The organism is Blastococcus sp. PRF04-17, assembly GCF_023016265.1.
In the GTDB taxonomy this organism is placed as follows: Bacteria; Actinomycetota; Actinomycetes; order Mycobacteriales; family Geodermatophilaceae; genus Blastococcus_B.
The window spans coordinates 388106-407941 of record NZ_CP095412.1 but is presented as its reverse complement, the minus strand read 5'-3'; the positions used below and the strand labels follow the sequence as shown (position 1 = coordinate 407941).

19 protein-coding genes are annotated in these 19836 nt (G+C 74.4%); 5 read left to right on the top strand and 14 right to left on the bottom strand.

The window, feature by feature from the left end:
- The first annotated feature begins 69 nt into the window (after positions 1 to 69).
- Complete coding sequence (locus tag MVA48_RS02060) at positions 70 to 1467, top strand: glycosyltransferase family 4 protein (protein WP_246985221.1); 1398 nt, start codon at positions 70 to 72, stop codon at positions 1465 to 1467.
- Here the strand turns inward: MVA48_RS02060 and MVA48_RS02055 are convergent.
- The gene (locus MVA48_RS02055) at positions 1359 to 3113 is read right to left on the bottom strand and encodes a hypothetical protein (protein ID WP_246985219.1); all 1755 of its coding nucleotides are present in this window, start codon (positions 3111 to 3113) and stop codon (positions 1359 to 1361) included. The two genes, MVA48_RS02060 and MVA48_RS02055, sit on opposite strands and share 109 nt — an antisense overlap.
- Positions 3114 to 3181: 68 nt before the next feature.
- Between MVA48_RS02055 and MVA48_RS02050 the strand changes: the two genes are divergently transcribed.
- Together MVA48_RS02050 and MVA48_RS02045 are read left to right on the top strand one after the other, a co-directional pair.
- On the top strand, positions 3182 to 4453 hold the full coding sequence (locus MVA48_RS02050) for a hypothetical protein (RefSeq protein WP_246985217.1): 1272 nt from the start codon (positions 3182 to 3184) through the stop codon (positions 4451 to 4453).
- Positions 4454 to 4556: 103 nt separating this feature from the next.
- A complete protein-coding gene (locus MVA48_RS02045; protein WP_246985214.1) occupies positions 4557 to 4955 on the top strand; it encodes a cupin domain-containing protein in 399 nt (132 codons plus the stop codon).
- Positions 4956 to 5024: 69 nt separating this feature from the next.
- Here MVA48_RS02045 and MVA48_RS02040 read toward each other — a convergent pair whose 3' ends face one another.
- The 4 genes from MVA48_RS02040 to MVA48_RS02025 form a co-directional block, all read right to left on the bottom strand.
- Positions 5025 to 6125: an acetate/propionate family kinase gene (locus MVA48_RS02040; protein WP_246985212.1), complete on the bottom strand. Its 1101-nt coding sequence runs from the start codon at positions 6123 to 6125 to the stop codon at positions 5025 to 5027.
- A complete protein-coding gene (locus MVA48_RS02035) occupies positions 6122 to 8560 on the bottom strand; it encodes a phosphoketolase family protein (protein WP_246985210.1) in 2439 nt (812 codons plus the stop codon). Before MVA48_RS02035 ends, MVA48_RS02040 begins: the two co-directional genes overlap by 4 nt.
- Before the next feature lie 79 nt (positions 8561 to 8639).
- Positions 8640 to 9602: an NAD-binding protein gene (locus MVA48_RS23315; protein WP_256461154.1), complete on the bottom strand. Its 963-nt coding sequence runs from the start codon at positions 9600 to 9602 to the stop codon at positions 8640 to 8642.
- Entirely contained in the window at positions 9494 to 10285 is a 792-nt protein-coding gene (locus MVA48_RS02025; protein WP_256461113.1) for a cation:proton antiporter domain-containing protein, read from the bottom strand. Before MVA48_RS02025 ends, MVA48_RS23315 begins: the two co-directional genes overlap by 109 nt.
- Before the next feature lie 86 nt (positions 10286 to 10371).
- On the opposite strand from MVA48_RS02025, the gene MVA48_RS02020 reads away from it, so the two are divergent.
- Both MVA48_RS02020 and MVA48_RS02015 read left to right on the top strand, forming a co-directional pair.
- On the top strand, positions 10372 to 12654 hold the full coding sequence (locus MVA48_RS02020; protein WP_305852280.1) for an FAD-binding and (Fe-S)-binding domain-containing protein: 2283 nt from the start codon (positions 10372 to 10374) through the stop codon (positions 12652 to 12654).
- Complete coding sequence (locus tag MVA48_RS02015; protein WP_246985208.1) at positions 12573 to 13232, top strand: (Fe-S)-binding protein; 660 nt, start codon at positions 12573 to 12575, stop codon at positions 13230 to 13232. The genes MVA48_RS02020 and MVA48_RS02015 overlap by 82 nt, the downstream gene beginning before the upstream one ends.
- Here the strand turns inward: MVA48_RS02015 and MVA48_RS02010 are convergent.
- The 9 genes from MVA48_RS02010 to MVA48_RS01970 form a co-directional block, all read right to left on the bottom strand.
- Positions 13229 to 13858: an SGNH/GDSL hydrolase family protein gene (locus MVA48_RS02010; protein WP_246985206.1), complete on the bottom strand. Its 630-nt coding sequence runs from the start codon at positions 13856 to 13858 to the stop codon at positions 13229 to 13231. The genes MVA48_RS02015 and MVA48_RS02010 overlap by 4 nt on opposite strands.
- A gap of 65 nt (positions 13859 to 13923) precedes the next feature.
- Entirely contained in the window at positions 13924 to 14697 is a 774-nt protein-coding gene (gene fabG, locus MVA48_RS02005; protein ID WP_246985204.1) for a 3-oxoacyl-ACP reductase FabG, read from the bottom strand.
- A gap of 135 nt (positions 14698 to 14832) precedes the next feature.
- Entirely contained in the window at positions 14833 to 15252 is a 420-nt protein-coding gene (locus MVA48_RS02000; protein WP_246985202.1) for a DUF350 domain-containing protein, read from the bottom strand.
- 133 nt (positions 15253 to 15385) lie between these two features.
- Positions 15386 to 15649, bottom strand: coding sequence for a hypothetical protein (locus tag MVA48_RS01995; protein ID WP_246985200.1), 264 nt, complete (start codon positions 15647 to 15649; stop codon positions 15386 to 15388).
- A gap of 106 nt (positions 15650 to 15755) precedes the next feature.
- Entirely contained in the window at positions 15756 to 17078 is a 1323-nt protein-coding gene (locus MVA48_RS01990) for an AI-2E family transporter (RefSeq protein ID WP_246985198.1), read from the bottom strand.
- 166 nt (positions 17079 to 17244) lie between these two features.
- Positions 17245 to 17997 carry a dienelactone hydrolase family protein gene (locus MVA48_RS01985; RefSeq protein WP_246985196.1) on the bottom strand — a complete coding sequence of 251 codons (753 nt, stop codon included), beginning with the start codon at positions 17995 to 17997 and terminating at the stop codon, positions 17245 to 17247.
- 6 nt (positions 17998 to 18003) lie between these two features.
- Entirely contained in the window at positions 18004 to 18450 is a 447-nt protein-coding gene (locus tag MVA48_RS01980; protein WP_246985194.1) for a hypothetical protein, read from the bottom strand.
- Between the two features lie 178 nt (positions 18451 to 18628).
- Positions 18629 to 19045 carry a hypothetical protein gene (locus tag MVA48_RS01975; protein ID WP_246985192.1) on the bottom strand — a complete coding sequence of 139 codons (417 nt, stop codon included), beginning with the start codon at positions 19043 to 19045 and terminating at the stop codon, positions 18629 to 18631.
- A gap of 225 nt (positions 19046 to 19270) precedes the next feature.
- Entirely contained in the window at positions 19271 to 19831 is a 561-nt protein-coding gene (locus MVA48_RS01970) for an RNA polymerase sigma factor (RefSeq protein ID WP_246985190.1), read from the bottom strand.
- Positions 19832 to 19836: the final 5 nt, after the last annotated feature.

The window sequence follows — 19836 nt, the reverse complement described above, 5'->3', positions numbered from 1 at the left end:
CCCGGCGGCCCCCTTCTTTGCGGTGAATCGGCTGGTGGAACGGTAGTTACCCGCAGGTAGGCTTCCGCGGTGCACACCCGATCGACGTCGATCGACGTCCTGTTCGTCAACTGGCGGGACGTTACCCACCCCGAAGGCGGGGGCTCGGAGCGCTATGTCCACCGCGTGGCCGAGGGCCTGGCCGCGGCCGGCCTGCGCGTCGCGATGTTCTGCGCCGCGCACGACCGCTCCCCCGCCGACGAGATCCGCAACGACGTCGAGATCCTGCGGCGGGGCGGTCGGCTCAGCGTCTACCCCCGAGCCCTGCTGCACGTCCTGCGGACGCGGCCGGGCCTGGTGGTCGACGTCCAGAACGGCCTGCCGTTCGCCAGCACGCTGGTGACCCGCCGCCCCGTCGTGAACCTCGTGCACCACGTCCACCGCGAGCAGTGGCCGATCGTGTTCGGCCGGATCGGCGGCGCGCTGGGCTGGTGGATCGAGTCGGTCCTGGCGCCGCGGCTCTACCGGCGCAGTCGCTACGTCACGGTCTCCCGGGCCACGGCCGCCGAGCTGGTCGGACTGGGCGTCGACGGCGACCGGCTCGCGGTCGTGCCGAACGGCGTGGAGCCGGCGCCCGAGGTCACGGCGGAACGCTCCGCCGAGCCGCGACTCGTCGTCCTCGGCCGGCTGGTCCCGCACAAGCGCGTGGAGCACGCCCTCGAGGTGGTGGCCGCGCTGCGCGACCGCTGGCCGACGCTGCGCCTGTCGGTGGTCGGCGAGGGCTGGTGGGAATCCGAACTACGGGAGCACGCTGCCCGGCTCGGCGTCACCGACATCGTGGACTTCACCGGCCACGTCGACGAGCAGGCCAAGCACGAGGAGCTGGCCCGGGCGTGGGTCCACCTCTGCCCGTCGGTCAAGGAGGGCTGGGGCCTGGTGGTCACCGAGGCCGGCTCGCACCACGTGCCCACGGTCGGCTACCGGTCCGCGGGCGGGCTGCGGGAGTCGGTCCTCGACGGGACGACCGGCGTCCTGGTCGACGAGCTCGAGGAGATGGTCGCGGCGGTCGAGGAGCTGCTCGTGGACGACAACCGCCGCCTCGCCATGGGCGAGGCGGCGGCGGGTCATGCGTCCCGGTTCACCTGGCCGGCGAGCATCGCGGGCTTCGCCGCGGTGCTGGCATCCGCGGTGCGCGATGCCGTGCCGGCCGGTGCCGGATCAGCTGGCGCGCTGGCCGTACTGGAGGACGTCGATCGTCTGGTTGGCGGTGTCGGTCTCGACCCCGCGGTCGGGGTCGGCAGCAGCCTGCACGCCCAGGACGGCGGCGACCCCGAGCGTCGTCCCACCGCCGAGAGCGATGAGAACAGCGACGAGCGTCTTCATTCGGGAACCCTTTTCCTCGGGGAGTGGCGACGGAGCGTCACCGTAGAGGGCAATGTCGTCGCCGACAACACGGCCCCCACGATCGTGCCGAGCGCGCACGCGTGAACCAGCACCACCGCCGTCACCCGACCGGGCGAGGGCATCGGCCCTGGTCGGGCGCCTGGAACCCGGTACAGGGCGAGGTCGTCGCCGTCCACCACGAGCGGGAGCCGGGTCACCTCGGGGGGCACCGGGCGACCGGGCGTCCCGCGCTGCACCAGCACCCAGCCCACGCCCAGTTCGACCAGCTCGGCGGGGTCGTCCACCGCCGCGGCGACCGTCCGCGCACGGACGTCCTCGCCCTCCACCGGGCGGCCGTCGACCACGAGCCGGTCGTCGGTCACCGTGGCCCGGGGCAGCCAGCGGGCCGCCGGGTCCAGCTGTGGCCGGCCGTCGTTCCAGTCGAAGGCGCGGTAGGCGCCGAACGGCAGCACCACGACGTCGCCGGGTCCGTCGTCGTCGGCGAGGACCTCGCGCACCTGCTGCCAGTCGGCCGGGTAGGCGACCGGCTCGAGCCGGCCGCCCACGCCCCAGACGAGGTCGGGCAGGGCGATGACCGGCAGCAGCAGGGCGCCCGCGGCCACGAGGCCGGCGGCCGCTGCGCCCCCGTGCCCCCGGGCGCGCTCGGCCACTCGCCGGACTCCCAGCCCGGCACCGACGGCCAGGGGCAGCGCCCACCAGGCGGTCCACTTCTGCCCGTCGCGGAGCAGGCCGGCGCCGGGCACCTCGCGCACGAGGACCTCGAGCAGGTCGCGGAGGACGGGGACGGTGCCCGCGAGGGCCAGCAGCAGTCCCCCGACCCCGAGGACGACGAGCCTGCCGCCCGGACCGCGGAGCGGTCGACCAGCCGCCCAGCCGGTGACCGCCAGGGCGACCAGCGCCAGGGTCAGCACCGGCAGGAGCACGTTCGCCCGGCTGGCCGGAACGGCACCGGCGTTCCAGATGCCCCCGGTGTTCAGCAGCGCGAGCAGGGGTCCGCCCCAGCCCTCGGCCCGTGCGGCGAAGGCGGCCACCCCGCCCGGGTCGGAGGCGGCCCCTCCCGGGTGCAGCGCACCGGCGACGATCCAGGGCATTGCGAGCACCAGGACAGCCGCGCCGGCGGCGGGCAGCCGGCGGCGGCCGACGAGGGCCAGGACGACGCCCGCGGCCAGCACCGCCCCCGTCGGGGTCAGGGCCGCCGCGGCGACCACCAGGACCAGCCGGGCCAGGGCGCGCGGTCGCCCCTCGCGGACCCGCAGGGCGGCGAGGGCGATCCACGGCAGGGCGGCGAAGGCGACGAGCAGGCTCCAGTGGCCCATCAGGAGGCGCTCGGCCAGGTACGGGCTCCAGCCGTAGACCAGGCCGGCCACCAGGCCGGCGACCCCGCGACGGCCGTCGGGCGCCGGTGGGACCAGCCGCGCGGCACCGAGCACGGCGAAGAACACGGTGGCCGGCAGCACCGCCTTCTGCACGAGGTCGCCGGGGACGACAGCGGTCACCAGCGCCATCACCGAGTCGGCCGGCACCGCCCGCGGCAGCGTGCCGCCGAGGCCGAGCGCGTCGAGATCGAGGTCCTGCCGTGGCACGAAGACCATGTCGCGGAGCAGGACGAAGCCCGGGGCCAGCACCGGGGCGGTGACCAGCAGGGCGACGACCGCGGCCAGCGCCCGGGCAGGCCAGGGCGACAGTTCGGCGCGCGTCAACCCGGCGGGCCTCCACCCGGTGTCGTCCATGGCTCCCCCTCTCGTCCGCCCGCCGATTGCGCCGGGTTCCCGGCCGTAGCGCAGCGTAGGGGGCGGGCGTGAGCGGGCTCCGCTTCCGCGGAGAGCTCGGCTCGGCCGCGCTGGTGTCGGTGGCGCTGCTCGGCACGAACGCCCTGGCCTACGGGTTCACCGTCCTGGCTGCCCGGGCGCTCGCACCCGCGGCGTTCGGCGAACTCGCGGCCCTGATGAGCGTGCTGCTGGTCGGCTCCGTTCCCGCCACGGGCGTGCAGACCGTCGCGGCGCTGTACCTGGGCGGGCGCGACGGGGACCGCTCCGGGGTGGTGCGCCGGCTGCACGCGACGGCGGGAGCGACCGGCCTGGTGGTCACGGCGGCCGGCGTTCTGGCGATCGCACCGGCGGTGGTGCTCCTGCACCTGCAGGACCCGGCCGCCATGGCCTGGCTGGCGGTGCTGCTGTTCCCGCACACCCTGGTCGCGGGCTACCAGGGCATCCTCCAGGGCACCCACCGCTACGGCCGCCTCGCGGCGGTGGCGGCCGGCTTCGGCGCGGCCAAGCTGGCGGGCGGGACGGTCGGCCTGCTGGTCGGGGGGACGCCGACCGCCGCCCTGGCCGGCATGACCGTCGGTGCCTCGGTGGGTGCCGCGCTCGGCTGGGCCGGGTGCGGGTTCCCCGGCCTGCGCGGGCGGCTCCGGGCGCCGGCGCTGGCGGCCGCACGCGCGTCGGCGGCCCTGCTCGGGTTCGTGCTGCTGCTCAACCTCGACCTGCTGCTGGCCCGTCACCACCTCCCCGCGGGCGCCGCCGGCGAGTACGCCGTGGGGTCGATCGTCGCGAAGGTCGCCTTCTGGCTCCCGCAGGGCGTGGGGGTCGTCCTGCTCCCCCGGCTCGCCGACGCCGGCCGGCGCCGGCGGCTCCTGGCGCCCGCGCTGGCCCTCGTTGCCGGGGTGGGCGCGGTGCTCACGCTCGCGACGGCGGCGCTGGGCGCGGCAGCGCTCCCGCTGGTCGGGGGTGCCGCGTACGGCGACTCCCTGGGCGCGGCGACCTGGTGCTTCGCGGCCCTCGGGACCCTGCTGGCGGTGGCCCAGCTGCTGCTCTACTCCGACATCGCCGCCGCCGGCCGGCTGCCCGGCGTCCTGGTCTGGTCCGCAGCCGTGCTGGAGGTCGCCGCCGTCCAGGTACTGGCCGCGACCGGGGCCCTGTCAGCGGTCGCCGTCGTGGCCACGGCCACGCTGATCACCGCCGCGCTCGTCGCGGCGGGGCTGATGCGTCACCGCCAGGAACGGGCGCGGACCGCGCCCCACCTCCTCGCCCCGGAGCCGTCCACCGGCTCCCCGGTCCCGCTCCCGAACTGAGCGGCGCCCGGTCGAGGCCGTTGTGACCACTCTCGAGGACTACTCGCGCCGCAGCCGGGCAGGAGGACTCCGAACTGCCGGCCCGACGAGAGGAGCGCCGTCCATGGCGTCCGTCATCCACTACACGATCGCCACCGAGGCGGAGAAGAGCCCGGACTTCCGCCGCGTCCTGTGGACCGGTGAGCACACCCAGCTGGTGATCATGACCATTCCGCCGGACGGCGAGATCGGCGAGGAGGTCCACGAGGTCGACCAGATCCTCACGTTCGTCAGCGGCACCGGGAAGGCGATCATCTCCGGCTCGGAGAAGGCGGTGGCGCAGGGCGACCTGGTCGTCGTCCCGGCCGGCAAGAAGCACAACTTCCTGAACACCGGCACCAACCCGCTGATCCTCTACACCGTGTACGGCCCGCCCGAGCACGCCGACGGCGCGGTCCACGCGACCAAGGAGGAGGCCGACCGGCTGGAGGAGGAGGGCAAGGACGAGCCCCCGAACTCCTGAGGGCCCGGGTGGGTGCGCTGACGGATCATTCCGCCGTGCGGAATGCCGCGTCAGCGCACACCATCGGCCTCAGGCCGATCCGAGCACCTCGAGCACCTGACGACGGATCTCCAGGTCCTCCCGCGCGGTGACGACGACGGTGCGCACGGCGGCTCCCTCGCCGCTGATGTCGCCGTCGCCGGTCACCGCCCGGTTGCGCTCGCCGTCCACGCTCACGCCCAGGTGCGCCAGGCCGCGGGCCAGCTCGCCGCGCACCTGGGCCGAGCGCTCACCCACCCCGCCGGTGAGGACCAGCAGGTCGAGGCCTCCCGTCGCGGCCGTCATCGCGGCTGCCTCGCGCACCAGGCGGTGCACGTAGACGTCGAACGCCAGCCGGCAGGCCGCGTCGCCGGCGGCCCGCCCGGCGAGGACGTCGCGCAGGTCCCCCGACGTCCCGGACAGCCCCTTGAGCCCCGAGTGGTGCTCCAGGACGTCGCCGAGCTCGGGCTCGGGCACGTGCCCGTGCTCGAGCAACCACAGCACGAGACCGGGGTCGACGGTGCCCGGCCGGGTGTTCATCACCAGCCCGGCCAGCGGCGTGAACCCCATGGTGGTGTCGACCGAGACGCCGCCGCGGACGGCCGCCAGCGAGGCGCCGGCCCCGAGGTGGCAGCAGACGGTGCGCAGCTCGGCGAGCGGGCGGCCCACGAGCTCGGCCGCCCGGCGGGTTGCGTACGCGTGCGAGAGCCCGTGGAAGCCGTACCGGCGCAGCCCCCACCGCTCGTTCCACTCCCGCGGCAAGGCGTAGGTGGCCGCCGCTGCCGGCAGGGTGACGTGGAAACCGGTGTCGAAGGCGGCGACGGCCGGCGTGTCCGGCAGCAGTTCGCGGACCGACCGGATGCCGGCCAGTGCCCGGGGGTTGTGCAGCGGCGCGAGGTGGCTGACCGAGTAGAGGTAGGCGACGAGCATGTCGTCGACGAGGGCGGCCGAGGTGTGCCGGGGCCCGCCGTGCACGACCCGGTGCCCGACGGCGTCGACCGGCCCGCAGTCGGCCAGGAACTCCTCCAGCGGGGCGAGGTGGCCGGCTCCCCGCCAGCCGTCGACGGTGACCGCGGCGGTGACCCCTGCGTCGTCCCCGAGGCGGGTGAGCTTGAGGCTGCTGGAACCGGCGTTGACGACGAGGACGCTCACGCCTCCGGCTCCTCCAGTGGGCTCGCCCCGCCGGTCACGGGGCCGGACACGCCGCTCCACTGCCAGTCGCGGATCTCGGGCAGGTCCTCGCCGTGCGTGCGCACGTACCGGCGGTGCTCGATGAGCTGGTCGCGGAGCCGCTCCCGGGCGTGCGCTCCGACGTCGCGCAGCCGTGGGACCCGGTCGATCACGTCGATCGCCAGGTCGTACCGGTCGATCCCGTTCATCACGCAGATGTCGAAGGGCGTGGTCGTCGTCCCCTCCTCGACGTAGCCGCGCACGTGGAAGTTCTCGTGGTTGGTCCGCCGGTAGGTCAGCCGGTGGATCAACCAGGGGTAGCCGTGGTAGGCGAAGATCACCGGCTTGTCCGCCGTGAACAGCGCATCGAACTCGGCGTCGGAGAGGCCGTGCGGGTGCTGCCGCTCGTCCTGCAGCCGCATCAGGTCCACGACGTTGACCACGCGCACCCGGAGGTCGGGGAACCAGCCGCGCAGGATCTCCGCGGCGGCCAGGGTCTCCATCGTCGGGACGTCGCCCGCGCAGGCGAGGACGACGTCGGGCTCGACGCCGGCGTCGGTGCTGGCCCAGCTCCAGATGCCGATGCCCTTGGTGCAGTGCTCGACGGCGTCGTCGACCGACAGGTACTGCAGCGCCGGCTGCTTGCCCGCGACGATCACGTTGACGTACTGCCGGGTGCGCAGGCAGTGGTCGGCGACCGACAGCAGGGTGTTGGCGTCCGGCGGCAGGTAGACCCGGATGACGTCGGCCTTCTTGTTGACCACGTGGTCGATGAAGCCGGGGTCCTGGTGGGAGAACCCGTTGTGGTCCTGCCGCCAGACGTGCGAGGTGAGCAGGTAGTTGAGCGACCCGATGGGCCGCCGCCACGGGATGCCGTTGGTGGTCTTCAGCCACTTGGCGTGCTGGTTGAACATCGAGTCGACGACGTGGATGAACGCCTCGTAGCAGGAGAAGAACCCGTGCCGGCCGGTGAGCAGGTAACCCTCCAGCCAGCCCTGGCAGAGGTGCTCGGAGAGCACCTCCATGACGCGGCCGTCCGGGGCGAGGGAGTCGTCGCCGGGCAGCCGCTCGGCCACCCAGGCCCGGTCGGTGACGTCGAGGACGTCACCGAGCCGGTTGGAGTTGTTCTCGTCGGGCGCGAACAGCCGGAACGTCGCCATGTTCTGGCGCATGACCTCGCGCAGGAACCCGCCGAGCACCCGCGTTGCCTCGACCGCCCCCGTGCCCGGCGCCGGCACCGGGACGGCGGACTCGCGGAAGTCCGGCATGCGCAAGGGCCGGAGCAGCTCCCCGCCGTTGGCGTGCGGGTTCGCGCTCATCCGCCGCCGGCCGGCCGGATGGAGGTCCCGGACCGCCGGCACCGGCGCGCCGTCGGCATCGAAGAGCTCCTCGGGCCGGTAACTGCGCAGCCACTCCTCGAGCACCCGCCGGTGACCGTCGTCCTCGCGGGCGTTCTTGAACGGCACCTGGTGCGAGCGCCAGCTGCCCTCGACCTGCAGTCCGTCGACCGTGTCCGGGCCGGTCCAGCCCTTGGGCGAGGCCAGGACGATCATCGGCCAGCTCGGCCGCTCGACCACGCCCTCCTCGCGGGCGCGCCGCCGGATCTCGGCGATCTCGTCCAGGCAGCGGTCCAGCGTCGCGGCGAACCGCTGGTGCATGTCGGCGGGGTCGGTGCCCTCGACGAGGTGGGGCGTGTGGCCGTAGCCCCGCAGCAGCGCCAGCAGCTCGTCGCGGGGAATGCGGGCCAGCACGGTGGGATTGGCGATCTTGTACCCGTTCAGGTGCAGGATCGGCAGCACGGCGCCGTCCCGACCCGGCTCGAGGAACTTGTTGCTGTGCCAGCTGGCCGCCAGCGGCCCGGTCTCCGCCTCGCCGTCACCCACGATCGCGGCCACCACCAGGTCCGGGTTGTCGAACGCCGCGCCGTAGGCGTGCACCAGGGCGTACCCCAGCTCGCCGCCCTCGTGGATCGAGCCGGGCGTCTCGGGCGCCACATGGCTGGGGATGCCGCCGGGGAAGGAGAACTGGGTGAACAGCCGCTGCAGGCCGGCGGCGTCCTGCGAGACGTCGGGGTAGACCTCGCTGTAGGTGCCCTCCAGCCACGCCGCGGCGACCGGACCCGGTCCGCCGTGCCCCGGGCCCATCACGTAGATCATGTCCAGGTCGCGGGCGGCGATGGCGCGGTTCAGGTGCGCGTAGACGAAGTTCAGGCCGGGCGTCGTCCCCCAGTGGCCGAGCAGCCGCGGCTTGATGTGCTCCGGTCGCAGCGGCTCGCGCAGCAGCGGGTTGCCCATCAGGTAGATCTGGCCGACCGACAGGTAGTTGGCCGCCCGCCACCAGGCGTCCAGTGCGGTCAGCTCATCGGCGGACAGGGGGTGACTCGGGGCTCCTGCCTGGGGTTCCACGAGGACGTCCACCACCTGATCCCATCCGATGCCGACCACCTCAGGCAACCAGTTGCGCCCTCGTGCCGGGCACCCGCTCGCCGGGGACCGATCAGGACCGCTCCTCCCGTGGCACGCCCTCCAGGAAGGTCAGGGCGCTGCTGTCGGCAGCGGCGTGGAAGGGCCGCAGCACGACGTCCACGCCGGCTTCCTGCAGGCGGGCGGCGTCGGGGTCGTTGTGCGCCGTGGCCGCGACCCGTCCGGTGTAACCGGCGTGCTCGAGCCCGTGGAGGAGGGCCAGGTTCACGCTGCGAGAGGGCACCGTGCTGACCACCCACGAGGTCCCGCGCAACGGCAGCTCGGCGATGAGCTCCGGCTCCTCGGCGTCCCCGTACAAGGTCCGGGCCCCGAGCTCCTCGATCCGCGCGAGCGCCTGCGGATCGGTGTCCACGACGAGCACCTGGGCCCCCTCGGTGAGCAGCTTCTCCACCAACCGCCCGCCGTACCGGCCCGCGCCGACCACGACGATGGCGATCTCGCTCCTGTCGCCCGGTGCCTCGGGGCCCCCACGGGGTGCGCGTCGTTCGAAGACCGAGAGCAACGGCGCCAGCCGGGCGAACAGCGGCCCCGAGTAGAGGATCATGTAGGTCGACGCGGCGATCGTGACGACGCCGACGGCGGTGATGAGCCCGACGGTGTCACCGGTGATGTGACCCAGGCTCAGCCCGAGCGCGGCAAGGACGAGCGAGAACTCGCTGATCTGCGCGACGGTGAGCCCGGCGAGGAAGCTGGTCCGCTTCCGGTACCCCATCGCACCCATGATGACCAGGACGATCACGGGGTTGCCGATGAGCACGAACAGCGACAGGACCGCCGCCCCGACCAGCTGGCTGCCGACGTCGCTGAAGTCCAGCCGGGAGCCGAGGTCGACGAAGAAGAACAGCAGCAGGAAGTCCCGCAGGCTGATCAGCCGCGAGCCGATCGCCTCGCGATAGGGGGTGGCGGCCAGGGCCACGCCACCGAGGAAGGCGCCGACCTCCTTGCTGAAGCCCAGCCAGTCACCCAGCCCGGCCAGCGCGATGCCCCACGCCAGCGCGAAGAGCACGAGGAGCTCCTTCGACCGTGCCATCCACGCCAGCAGCGGGGGAGCAGGTAGCGCATGACCGCGACGATGCCGCCGATGAACAGCGCCCCCTTCCCGACGACCACGGCCAGGTCGACCGCCAGGTTGTCGCCCTGCCCCGCCGAGCCGACCGCGGTGAGGGTGATCATGACGACCACCACGACGATGTCCTGGACGATCAGGAAGCCGACCGCGATCCGTCCGTGCAGCTCGTCGATCTCGCGCTTGTCGGAGAGCAGCTTGACGATGATGATCGTGCTCGAGAACGTGAGGGCGACGGCCACGTAGATGGCCGGGACGACGTCGAGGCCGAGGAGCAGGGCGAGGCCGAAGCCCACGATCGACGTGAAGGCCACCTGTCCCAGGCCCGTCGCCAGCGCCACCGGGCCGGTCGTCCGGATCAGCTGCGGCTCGAGCTTGAGTCCGACGAGGAACAGCAGCAGCGCGATGCCGAGCTCCGCGAGCAGCGCCACGTCGCCGTCCGCGGCCACCCACCCCACGCCGACCGGCCCGACCAGGATGCCCACGGCGATGAAGCCGATGATCAGCGGCTGCCGGAGCTTCACCGCGAGCGCCGCCACGACGGCGGCGACCGCGAGCAGCGCGGCGATGGTGTGGAACTCGTGCTCGAACACGCGTCCTCCCATCCGTCGTGGTCGTGTCCGGAGGCTAGCCGGGAGGCGAGTGGCAGCCGCCGACGACGCCCCGGCAGACTCGGGCCATGACCGTCGCCGCCGGGGCCGAGGCGCACCCGGGCTCCGCGGACCTGCTCGGGGAGCTGCGCGAAGCGGGGGTCGCCGACGTCGACGCCTCCGGTCTGGCCCGAGCGCTGTACTCCTCCGACGGCTCCCTCTACCGCGTGCTCCCCCGCGCGGTCGTCCGGCCGCGGCACGCCGACGAGATCCTCGCCACGCTCGAGGTCTGCCGGACGCTCGGCGTGCCATTGACCGTCCGCGGGGCCGGAACCTCGATCGCCGGCAACGCCGTCGGTCCTGGCCTCGTGCTCGACACGAGCCGGCACCTGGCCAGGGTCGGGGCGGTCGACGCCCAGGCTCGGACGGCGAGCGTCGAGCCCGGCGTCGTGCAGGCGGCGCTGCAGGCGGCGGCCCGCCCGTACGGGCTGCGCTTCGGGCCCGACCCGAGCACGCACAACCGCTGCACGATCGGCGGGATGATCGGCAACAACGCCTGCGGGTCCCGTGCCCTGGGCTACGGCCGGACATCGGACAACGTCGTCGGCCTCGACGTGGTCACCGGCTCCGGCGCACGGCTGACGCTCGGCCCGGACACGCTCCCGGTCGGTGTCCTGGCCGACCTGCAGCGGCTGGTCGAGGCACACCTCGGCCCGATCCGCACCGAGCTGGGCCGCTTCGGCCGTCAGGTGTCGGGTTACTCGCTCGAGCACCTGCTGCCCGAGCGTGGCTTCGACGTGGCCAGGGCCCTGGTCGGCAGCGAGGGCACCCTCGCGGTCGTCCTCGGCGCCACCGTCCGACTGGTCGCCGACGCGCCTTTCCGCGGGCTGGTCGTCCTCGGCTACCCGACCATGCCCGAGGCGGCCGACGCGACGCCGGGGCTCCTCCCGCACGAGCCGACCGCCGTCGAGGGCCTGGACGCCCGGATGGTGCAGCGGCTGCGCGACGTGCCCGCGGCCGTCGTCCCGGACCTGCCGCGCGGCGACGCCTGGCTGGTCGTCGAGCTGACCGGTGACACCGAGGCGGAGGTCGTCGCCAAGGCCCGGGGCGTGCTCGCCGACGCCGCCGCACTGGACTCGCTGGTCGTCACCGACCCGGCCGAGGCGGCGGCGATCTGGCGGATCCGGGAGGACGGCGCCGGTCTGGCCGCCCGCACCTCCGACGGGCACCCGGCGCACGCGGGCTGGGAGGACGCGGCCGTCCCGGTCGAGCGGTTGGGCGCATACCTGCGCGAGTTCGACGCGCTGCTCGACCAGCACGGCCTGCAGTGCGTGCCGTACGGGCACTTCGGGGACGGCTGCGTGCACGGCCGGATCGACTTCCCGCTCGGCAGGGGGCCCGATCGGGGCCGGGGGCGGTACCGGGCGTTCGTCCAGGACGCCGCCCGGCTGGTGGCCGGGTACGGCGGCTCGCTGTCCGGCGAACACGGCGACGGCCGCGCTCGCGGCGAGTTGCTGCCGCACATGTACTCCCCCGCCGTCCTGACGCTGTTCGAGAAGGTGAAGGGGCTGCTGGACCCGGACGACGTCCTCAACCCCGGCGTGCTCGTCCGGCCCGCGCCGGTGGACGACGACCTCCGCACGGCCGCCGCGCCGGCCCACCGGCAGGGCCTGGCGCTCGCCTACCGGCACGACGGGGGCGACTTCTCGACGGCCGTGCACCGCTGCACGGGTGTGGGCAAGTGCCGGGCCGACCTGCAGTCGGCGGGCGGCGTCATGTGCCCCTCGTGGCCGGCCACCCGCGAGGAGAAGGACACCACGCGCGGTCGGGCCCGGGTGCTGCAGGAGATGCTCGCGCCCGGCGGCCCGGTGCGGGACTGGCGCTCGCCGGAGGTGCACGCCGCGCTGGACCTGTGCCTGTCGTGCAAGGGCTGCTCGCGCGACTGCCCCACGGGGGTGGACATGGCCTCCTACAAGGCGGAGGTGCTGCACCAGTCCTACCGCCGCCGGCTGCGGCCGCGCCCGCACTACACGCTGGGCCGGCTGCCGTTCTGGGCCGACCTCGCCGCACGTGCTCCCGGGCTGGTCAACGGGTTCCTCCGGTCGCGGCTCGGGGGGCGGCTGGCGAAGTGGGGCGCGGGGATGGACCAGCGCCGCGACCTGCCGCCGTTCGCGCGCCGCACCTTCCGCCAGGAGTGGTCTACGCGCGACCGGAACCGCGGTTCCGGCCGGGACGGGGGCGGCCGGTCGCCCTCTGGGTGGACTCGTTCACCGACCACTTCCAGCCGGAGGTGGCACACGCCGCCGCCCGGGTGCTGGCGGCGGCGGGCTACGCGGTGCAGGTACCCGGCGCCGACACCTGCTGCGGGCTGACCTGGATCACCACCGGCCAGCTCGACCGCGCGCGGGCGATCCTCGGGTCCACCGTGCAGGCGCTGCTGCCGATCGCCGAGGCGGGCATCCCGATCGTGGGCGTCGAGCCGTCCTGCACCGCGGCGCTGCGCGGGGAGTCGCTCGAGGTCGTCGGCGGCCCGGCCGCCGAGACGGTCGCGGCCGCCACCCGCACGCTGGCCGAGTTGCTCGCCGACACCCCCGGCTGGACGCCGCCGTCGCTCGAGGGGCTGGAGATCGTGGCCCAGCCGCACTGCCACCACGCCGCGGTGCTCGGGTGGTCGGCCGACGCGCGGCTGCTGAGCGGGGCCGGCGCGCGGGTCACCCGGCTCGGCGGCTGCTGCGGGCTGGCCGGCAACTGGGGGGTCGAACGGGGCCACCACGACGTGTCGGTCACCATCGCGGAGCAGCAGCTGCTGCCCGCGGTCCGCGCCATGGGCACCGACGGCGTCGTCCTGGCCGACGGCTTCTCGTGCCGGACCCAGCTGGACCAGCTGGCCGGACGACGAGGCGTGCACCTGGCCGAGCTGCTGGCCGAGCGCCTGCCCCGCTCCGGCTAGGCGGCCTCGCGCTCCCGTCGGGCCCGCGCCACCTGGACCACCGAGGGCGCGAGCGCGGCGGCGATGCGGGCGTAGCCCTCGGAGCTCGGGTGGAACCGGTCGGCGGAGAACATCGCCGGGTCCGTGGCGAAGGCGCGGCCGACCGCCGCGGTGTCGGAGGCGACCGTTCCCCCTGCCTCCTCGACGACCAGGAACTGGCGGCGCTGCAACTGGACGCAGGCGGCCTGCACGACGGGCCGGAACGCCGGTGGCACGAACGGCACCGACGACATGTCCGGCGCCGGCACGGCGACGACGTCGGCCCCGGCCGCCCTCAGGTGGGACACCGCGCTGCCCAGGGCCGCGGCGGCCTGCTCGGCCGGCACGAACCGGGCCAGGTCGTTGGCGCCGATGACGACGACGGCGATGTCGCCGCGCAGGTGTTCGGCCCGCCGGACCTGCGCCGCGAGGTCGGCCGAGGCGGCGCCCGGAACGGCCAGCACGTGCAGCTCGACGTCGAAGCCCTCGGCGGTCAGCGCGCGGGACAGCCGGCGGCCGAGGGTGTCCTCGGCCCGCTGCGCACCGGTGCCGTACGCGATCGAGTCGCCGAGGAGGAGGAGCCGGAGACGGGAGAGTTCCACGTCCATCCCAACGAAGGGAGCGGTGCCGGTATGCCGCGGGCCCGGGCCGCAGGAGCGGCCCGGGCCCGGTCTCATGCCTTCGGACCGCCCGCGGCGTAGATGACCTGGCCGGACACGAAACCCGCGCCCTCGCTGACGAGGAAGGACACCAGGTTGGCGATGTCCTCGGGCTGGCCGACGCGGGCCACGGGGATCTGCGAGGCGGCGCCCTTCAGGAAGTCCTCGAACGGGATGCCCATGCGCTCGGCGGTGGCCTTGGTCATCTCGGTCTGGATGAAGCCGGGGGCGATGGCGTTGGCGGTGACCCCGAACTTGCCCAGCTCGATGGCGAGAGTCTTGGTGAAGCCCTGGAGGCCGGCCTTGGCGGTGGAGTAGTTGGCCTGGCCGCGGTTGCCCAGCGCCGAGGTGCTGGAGAGGTTGACGATGCGACCCCACGTGGCGTCGATCATGTACTTCTGGGCCGCCCGGGTCATGAGGAACGCCCCGCGCAGGTGCACGTTCATGACGACGTCCCAGTCCTGGTCGGTCATCTTGAACAGCAGGTTGTCCCGGGTGACGCCGGCGTTGTTGACCAGCACGGTCGGCCCGCCCAGCTCGGCGGCCACCCGGTCGACGGCCGCCTGGACCTGCTCGGCGTCGCTCACGTCGGCGCCGACGGCCAGGGCCCGGCCGCCGGCCGCCTCGATCGCGTCGACGGTGCCCTTCGCGGCGGCCTCGTCCAGGTCGAGGACGGCGACGGCGAAGCCGTCCCGGGCCAGCTGCAGTGCGGTGGCCGCGCCGATGCCGCGGGCCGCGCCGGTCACGATGGCCACGCGGGACGCGCCCGTGGTGCCTGCCTCGCTCATGAAACTTCCTCTCCTGTGGTCTGCCGGCAACTCCGCCGGCGGGGCCGAGCCCCCGTCGACACCGTACGGCCGCGCCCCGACGGGCCCGTCAGAAGGTCCGGGGCGATGCGCCCCCGGCCAGCCTCCCGGCCAGGCTCATGGCCAGATGGACGCGACGATGATCGCGGCGACGGCGAGCTGCACGGCGGCGCTGACCAGGCTCGCCGGGTGGAAGGTGGCGTCGGTGAGGTGCTGACCCAGCCGTCCGGGCGTGATCAGGTCGAGGACCAGGAAGGCGATCGCCTGCAGGACGACGCCCAGCACGCCGAAGACGACGGTGTAGAGAAGCGCCCTGCCGAAGCCGCTGGTGGCGTTGGTCCAGATGCTGGTGAAGACGATCGCGCCCTGGCCGAGGAACCCGGCGGCCAGGGTGAGCGCGGCGTTGACCGACCGGTCCTCGTAGATGTGCCGGCCGAGGTGGCCCGGGGTGAGCAGGTCGAGGGCGTAGAAGCCCAGGACCAGCAGCACGATGCCGACCCCGGTGTAGGCGGCGGCGTAGCCGATGCTCTCCAGCACGAGGAGGACCTCCGGACGGGACGGCGGGACGAGGGCCTGCCAGGTCTACCGCACGCGCCCTCTCCGCGCACGGACCGGGCCGTCGCCGTCGTTCCTGACCGCCTCGGTCACCCCGGCCGCGCGAGGTGGTGGCTCAGGCGGAGCGGCGCATCGACGCCACCGCGGCGTCGTCCTCCTGCGCCGGCCGCGGCGCCGGGTGCTCGACGAGCGCCAGGACCCGGCCGGCCATGAACCGCGCCGTGCGGACCGAGGTGCCCCCGCGCGTCGTCTCGGTCACCTCGACCAGCCCCCGCCCGTGGGTGACCTCCACCCGCCGCCCGGCCCGCGTGGCGGTGATGTCGTACGTGCGGGTGCCCCCGCCCGCGTCGATCACGATCTCGACCCGATCGCCCTTCATGACTGCCTCCTCCGCGCGGCGCACGGAGCGCCGGACGCTCCACCGGAAGAACGTCCCAGTCAGGGGTGACATTCCCGCGACACGCCTCCTGACCAGCGCGAACGGCTCAGTCCGCCTCGTCGGCGGGAGTGACTGGGACGGCACGGCGCGGCGGGTGCAGCCGGCGCACGGAGGCCATCGCCGCACGGCGGGCGTGCATCCGGCGGCGGGCCCGCATCGTGCGCGGGGCCCGCGGTTCCTCACGCAGCAGGGCGTCCAGCCAGTGGCCGCGTGGATCGACGTCCACCAGCAGCGCCTTGACCAGCAGCGTCAGGGGGATCGCCAGCAGCGCGCCGAGGGCGCCGAGCACCCAGCCCCAGAAGAGCAGTGCGATGAAGGTGACCGTCATGGACAGGCCGACGGAGTCGCCGACGAACCGGGGCTGGATCAGCGTCTGGACGACGAAGTTCAGCAGCGCGTAGACGACGATGATGGCCACGAGCTCGCCCCACCCGCCGTCGAGCAGGCCGAGCAGGGCGGGCGGGACGACGCCGAGGACGAAGCCGATGTTCGGCACGTAGTTCGTGACGAACGCCAGCAGTCCCCACAGGGCAGCCGCCGGGACGCCGATGATGCTGAGCGCGATCCAGTCGCCGACCGCCACGATGGCCCCGAACACCGTGCTGACCAGCAGGTAGCTCCGCGTGCCCTGGGCGAACAGGGTCATCGCCACGGGCAGGTGCGGCCGCTCCGCGCCCACCAGCGCCATCCGCCGCGCGAAGCCGCTGGACTCGATGGACATGAACACCAAGGCCGACAGCAGCAGGACCAGGGTGCTGGCGGCGCTGGTCAGCTGGCCGAGCACGCCGGTCGCCAGCCCGACGAACTGGCCGTAGTCGATCTGGCGGACCAGGTCGGAGAGCTGGCCGGACACGATCCCGGCGTCGTTGAGGTCGCGCACGACGTCGCTGATCAGGATCTCCGCCTGGTCGGCGTAGTCGGGCAGCAGGGCGGCGAACTGGGCAGCGGAGACGACGAGCATTCCGACGATGGCCAGCAGCACCGACCACACGAGCAGCAGCAGCACGGTGGTCGCCAGCCACCGCGGCACCCCGACGCCGCGCAGCCAGCTCTGCACCGGCGCCAGGGCGACGACCACGACCAGCGCCAGCAGGACGGGTGCGACCAGCCAGGAGACCGCGCGGATACCCCCGACCGCGATGGTGGCCGCGGCCAGCCCGACCAGGAGCAGCAGCCACCGCGGGATCGCCGTCGGTGCCGTGTGCGTGGTGACCGCCGTCGACCCCGTGTCGGTCGGGGCCCGCTCGTCGGCCGGGGCATCGCCGTCCGCGGGGGCGGCGCCGGCCCCGACCGACTTCTCGCCGGACGGGCGGAGCAGCGGGCGGGGCCCGGTCTGCCCGGTCCCCGTCACCTCCGGTTGCACCGCCATGCCGCCCCCCTCGATCCCCGCGCGCCAGTACCCGTTCCGTAATCGCGCATTCACCGGCGCTGGGGGGAGCCCTCCAGCCGCCGGATCACCGTCGCGGCGAGCTCGCTGACCTCCGGTCGAATCGGCGTGCCGGTCACGGCGCCAGCCTAGGAGCACCGGGGCGTGATCAGCGGCTCGCCACCCGGTCGGTCAGCGCGAGGACGTGCTGCCATGCGTCGGCGCAGGCCTCGGCCCAGTCGCCGTGGGCCCGGTCGAAGAACGAGTGCGGCGCGCCGTCGTAGACGACCGCGTCGACGTCGGCACCGGCCGACCGCATGGTGTCGGCCAGCCGCAGCTGCTCCTCGACGGGCGTGGCCGCGTCGGCGCCGGCGATCACCATCACCGTGGGCCGGCGCGCGCGGGTGGCCGCGTCCCCGACGACCGACGGCTTGCCGTAGAAGCCCACGCATCCGGCGACGTCGAGGTCGCCGCCGGACTGCCGCCAGGAGATGCTGCCGCCGAGGCAGAAGCCGACCGTCACCACGGGGAGCTCGGGGCTCTGGCGTTCGCGCAGGTAGCCGATGGCCGCCGCGATGTCGCGATCCATCTGCTCGGCGGTGGCCGCCTGCACGTGCGGGTGCCAGTCGAAGTCCGCGTCGCGCACCCCGCGCTCGGGGACGCCGGCGGTGCGGCCGAACCAGTCGATCGCCACCGCGGCGGCGCCGGTCTCGGCGAACCGCTCGGCCAGCGCGACGTAGTAGGGGTGCAGGCCGCGGACGTCGGGCAGCACGACGACCCCGACGTGCGGCTCCGCCTCCGGCGCGGCGTACGCGGCGGAGAAGTCGGTGCCGTCACCGGCGGTGAGGGTCAGGACGCCCCGCTCGAGGACCGGCGCGCTCCTCGGCGGCGCGGGCGGCCGGCTGTCCTGGTCGTGGCACACGGCTGGTCAGCTGCTGGCGGCGGCGTCGGCGGGACCGACCCGTCCGCCGAACACGCGGGCGGCGACCTCCCGCCGGGCGTCGGCCAGCCAGTCGTGCTGCTTGTCGGCCTGCGCGATGAGCCGGTCGAGCAGGTCGCCGTCCAGGCGGGAGTCGACCGCGGCGATCTCGCGCAGGGTCTCGAAGCCGGCGCGCTTGGCCAGGACCGCCGTGGCGATGAACTCGAACTCGACCAGGTCGGACAACGGCGACCGGGAGAGCAGGTGCCCGTTGAGCTTCGCGCGGGAGAACTTCTCCCCCACCCACGCACCCACCTGCTTGTACTGCCGCACCGGCAGGTCGAGGGCCTGTATCGAGGCGCGGACGGCGGACCGCTCCTCGCGCAGCTCGTCGAGCAGCTGCTCGAGCGGCTGCTCGTACTCCCCGCCGCGGTGGCGGCCGAGCATGCGGCTCACCAGCTCGATCCCCCGGTGGCGGCGGCCAGGTGGTCGTTGCAGTAGATGCCGAGCAGCTCGAGGTTGCGGACGGCACCGGCTGCCGACGACGACTCGGGCACGTGACCTCCAGGGGACGGCGGCGGGACGTGCTCATTCTCGCCGCCCCCGCCGCCGCCCGCAGGGTGTCGTCGCGCCGTCAGCCGCCGAAGGCCTCGTCGTACGCGCTCTCCAGCTCCGGGTTGGCCGGCCCGCTGAAGCCGCAGCCGTTGACCGTGCCGTCGGTCGCGGTGATCAGGTAGCGCTCGCCGGTGCGGAAGTCGACGCCGTCCAGCGCGGCCGAGGACTGCTCCGGCGGAACGGCGATGGTCACGCGCTCGGCCGTGCCACCGCGGTACCAGCGGTCGACGTCGAGGGAGACCTGCCCGTCCTCGATCCCGGTCACGGTGCCCGCGAACGCGACGGGCATCTGAGCGAGGAACGCCACGTCGAACATGACGCAGGACATGGCCGCGTCGGCGGCCGGCAGCTCGAGCGCGAGCGGCGCCGGCTCCCGGTCGGCCCCCGGGCCGTCGCCGCCGCGGAGCAGGGCACCGCTGACGACGGCGACGAGCACGAGGGCCGCCGCGGCGGCGAGCAGCCACAGCGGGCGGCGGCGAGCCGTCGGCTCCCGCGGGAGCGGGAGAAGGAGTCTGGACGGGTGCGGTCATGGCACGCTCCATGAGCGAACGAGCCCGCGGGCTCGTGACGGGGTCGACGGGGGTCCCGGCGGATGCCGGGTCGAGCCGGGAGAGCCGGGCCCGCAGTTCGTCGTCCGGCATGTCCTGGCCCGGCATGTCGGTCATCGCGCCCCTCCTCCCTCTCGCACTCCGGAATGTCCGGATCCGTCCCCGTTCTTTCCGGTGGGGTCCCTGACCGCCAGCAGGGCCGCCTTGAGCTTCTGCTTGGCGCGGTGCAACCGGATGCTCACCGCGTTCGGGCTGGTCTCCAGCGCCAGGGCGATCTCGCGGGGCGCCAGCTGCTCCCAGGCCCAGAGCCGGAGCAGTTCGCGATCGGCCTCCGGCAACGCCTGCAGCGCCTCGGCCAGGTCTCCCTCGGGGTCGGGCTCCTCCTCGGCGCGGGAGACCTGCGCGAGCCGCTGGACGACGCGCTCCTGGCGGACGGCGCTGCGCCGGCTGTTCGCCAGGCAGCCGCGGGCGACCCCGTAGGTCCAGGGCAGGACGGCGTCGGCCGGCACGTCGTCGAGCCGGCGCCAGAGGACGAGCAACACGTCGCCGAGCACGTCGTCGGCCGTCGCCGGGTCGGCTCGCCGCAGCAGGTAGCGCTGCACGGGCTCGTACACGGCGGCCACGACGTCCTCGAATCGGCCGCGGCGGGCGGCGTCGTCGGCAGCGGGGCGCACGTCGA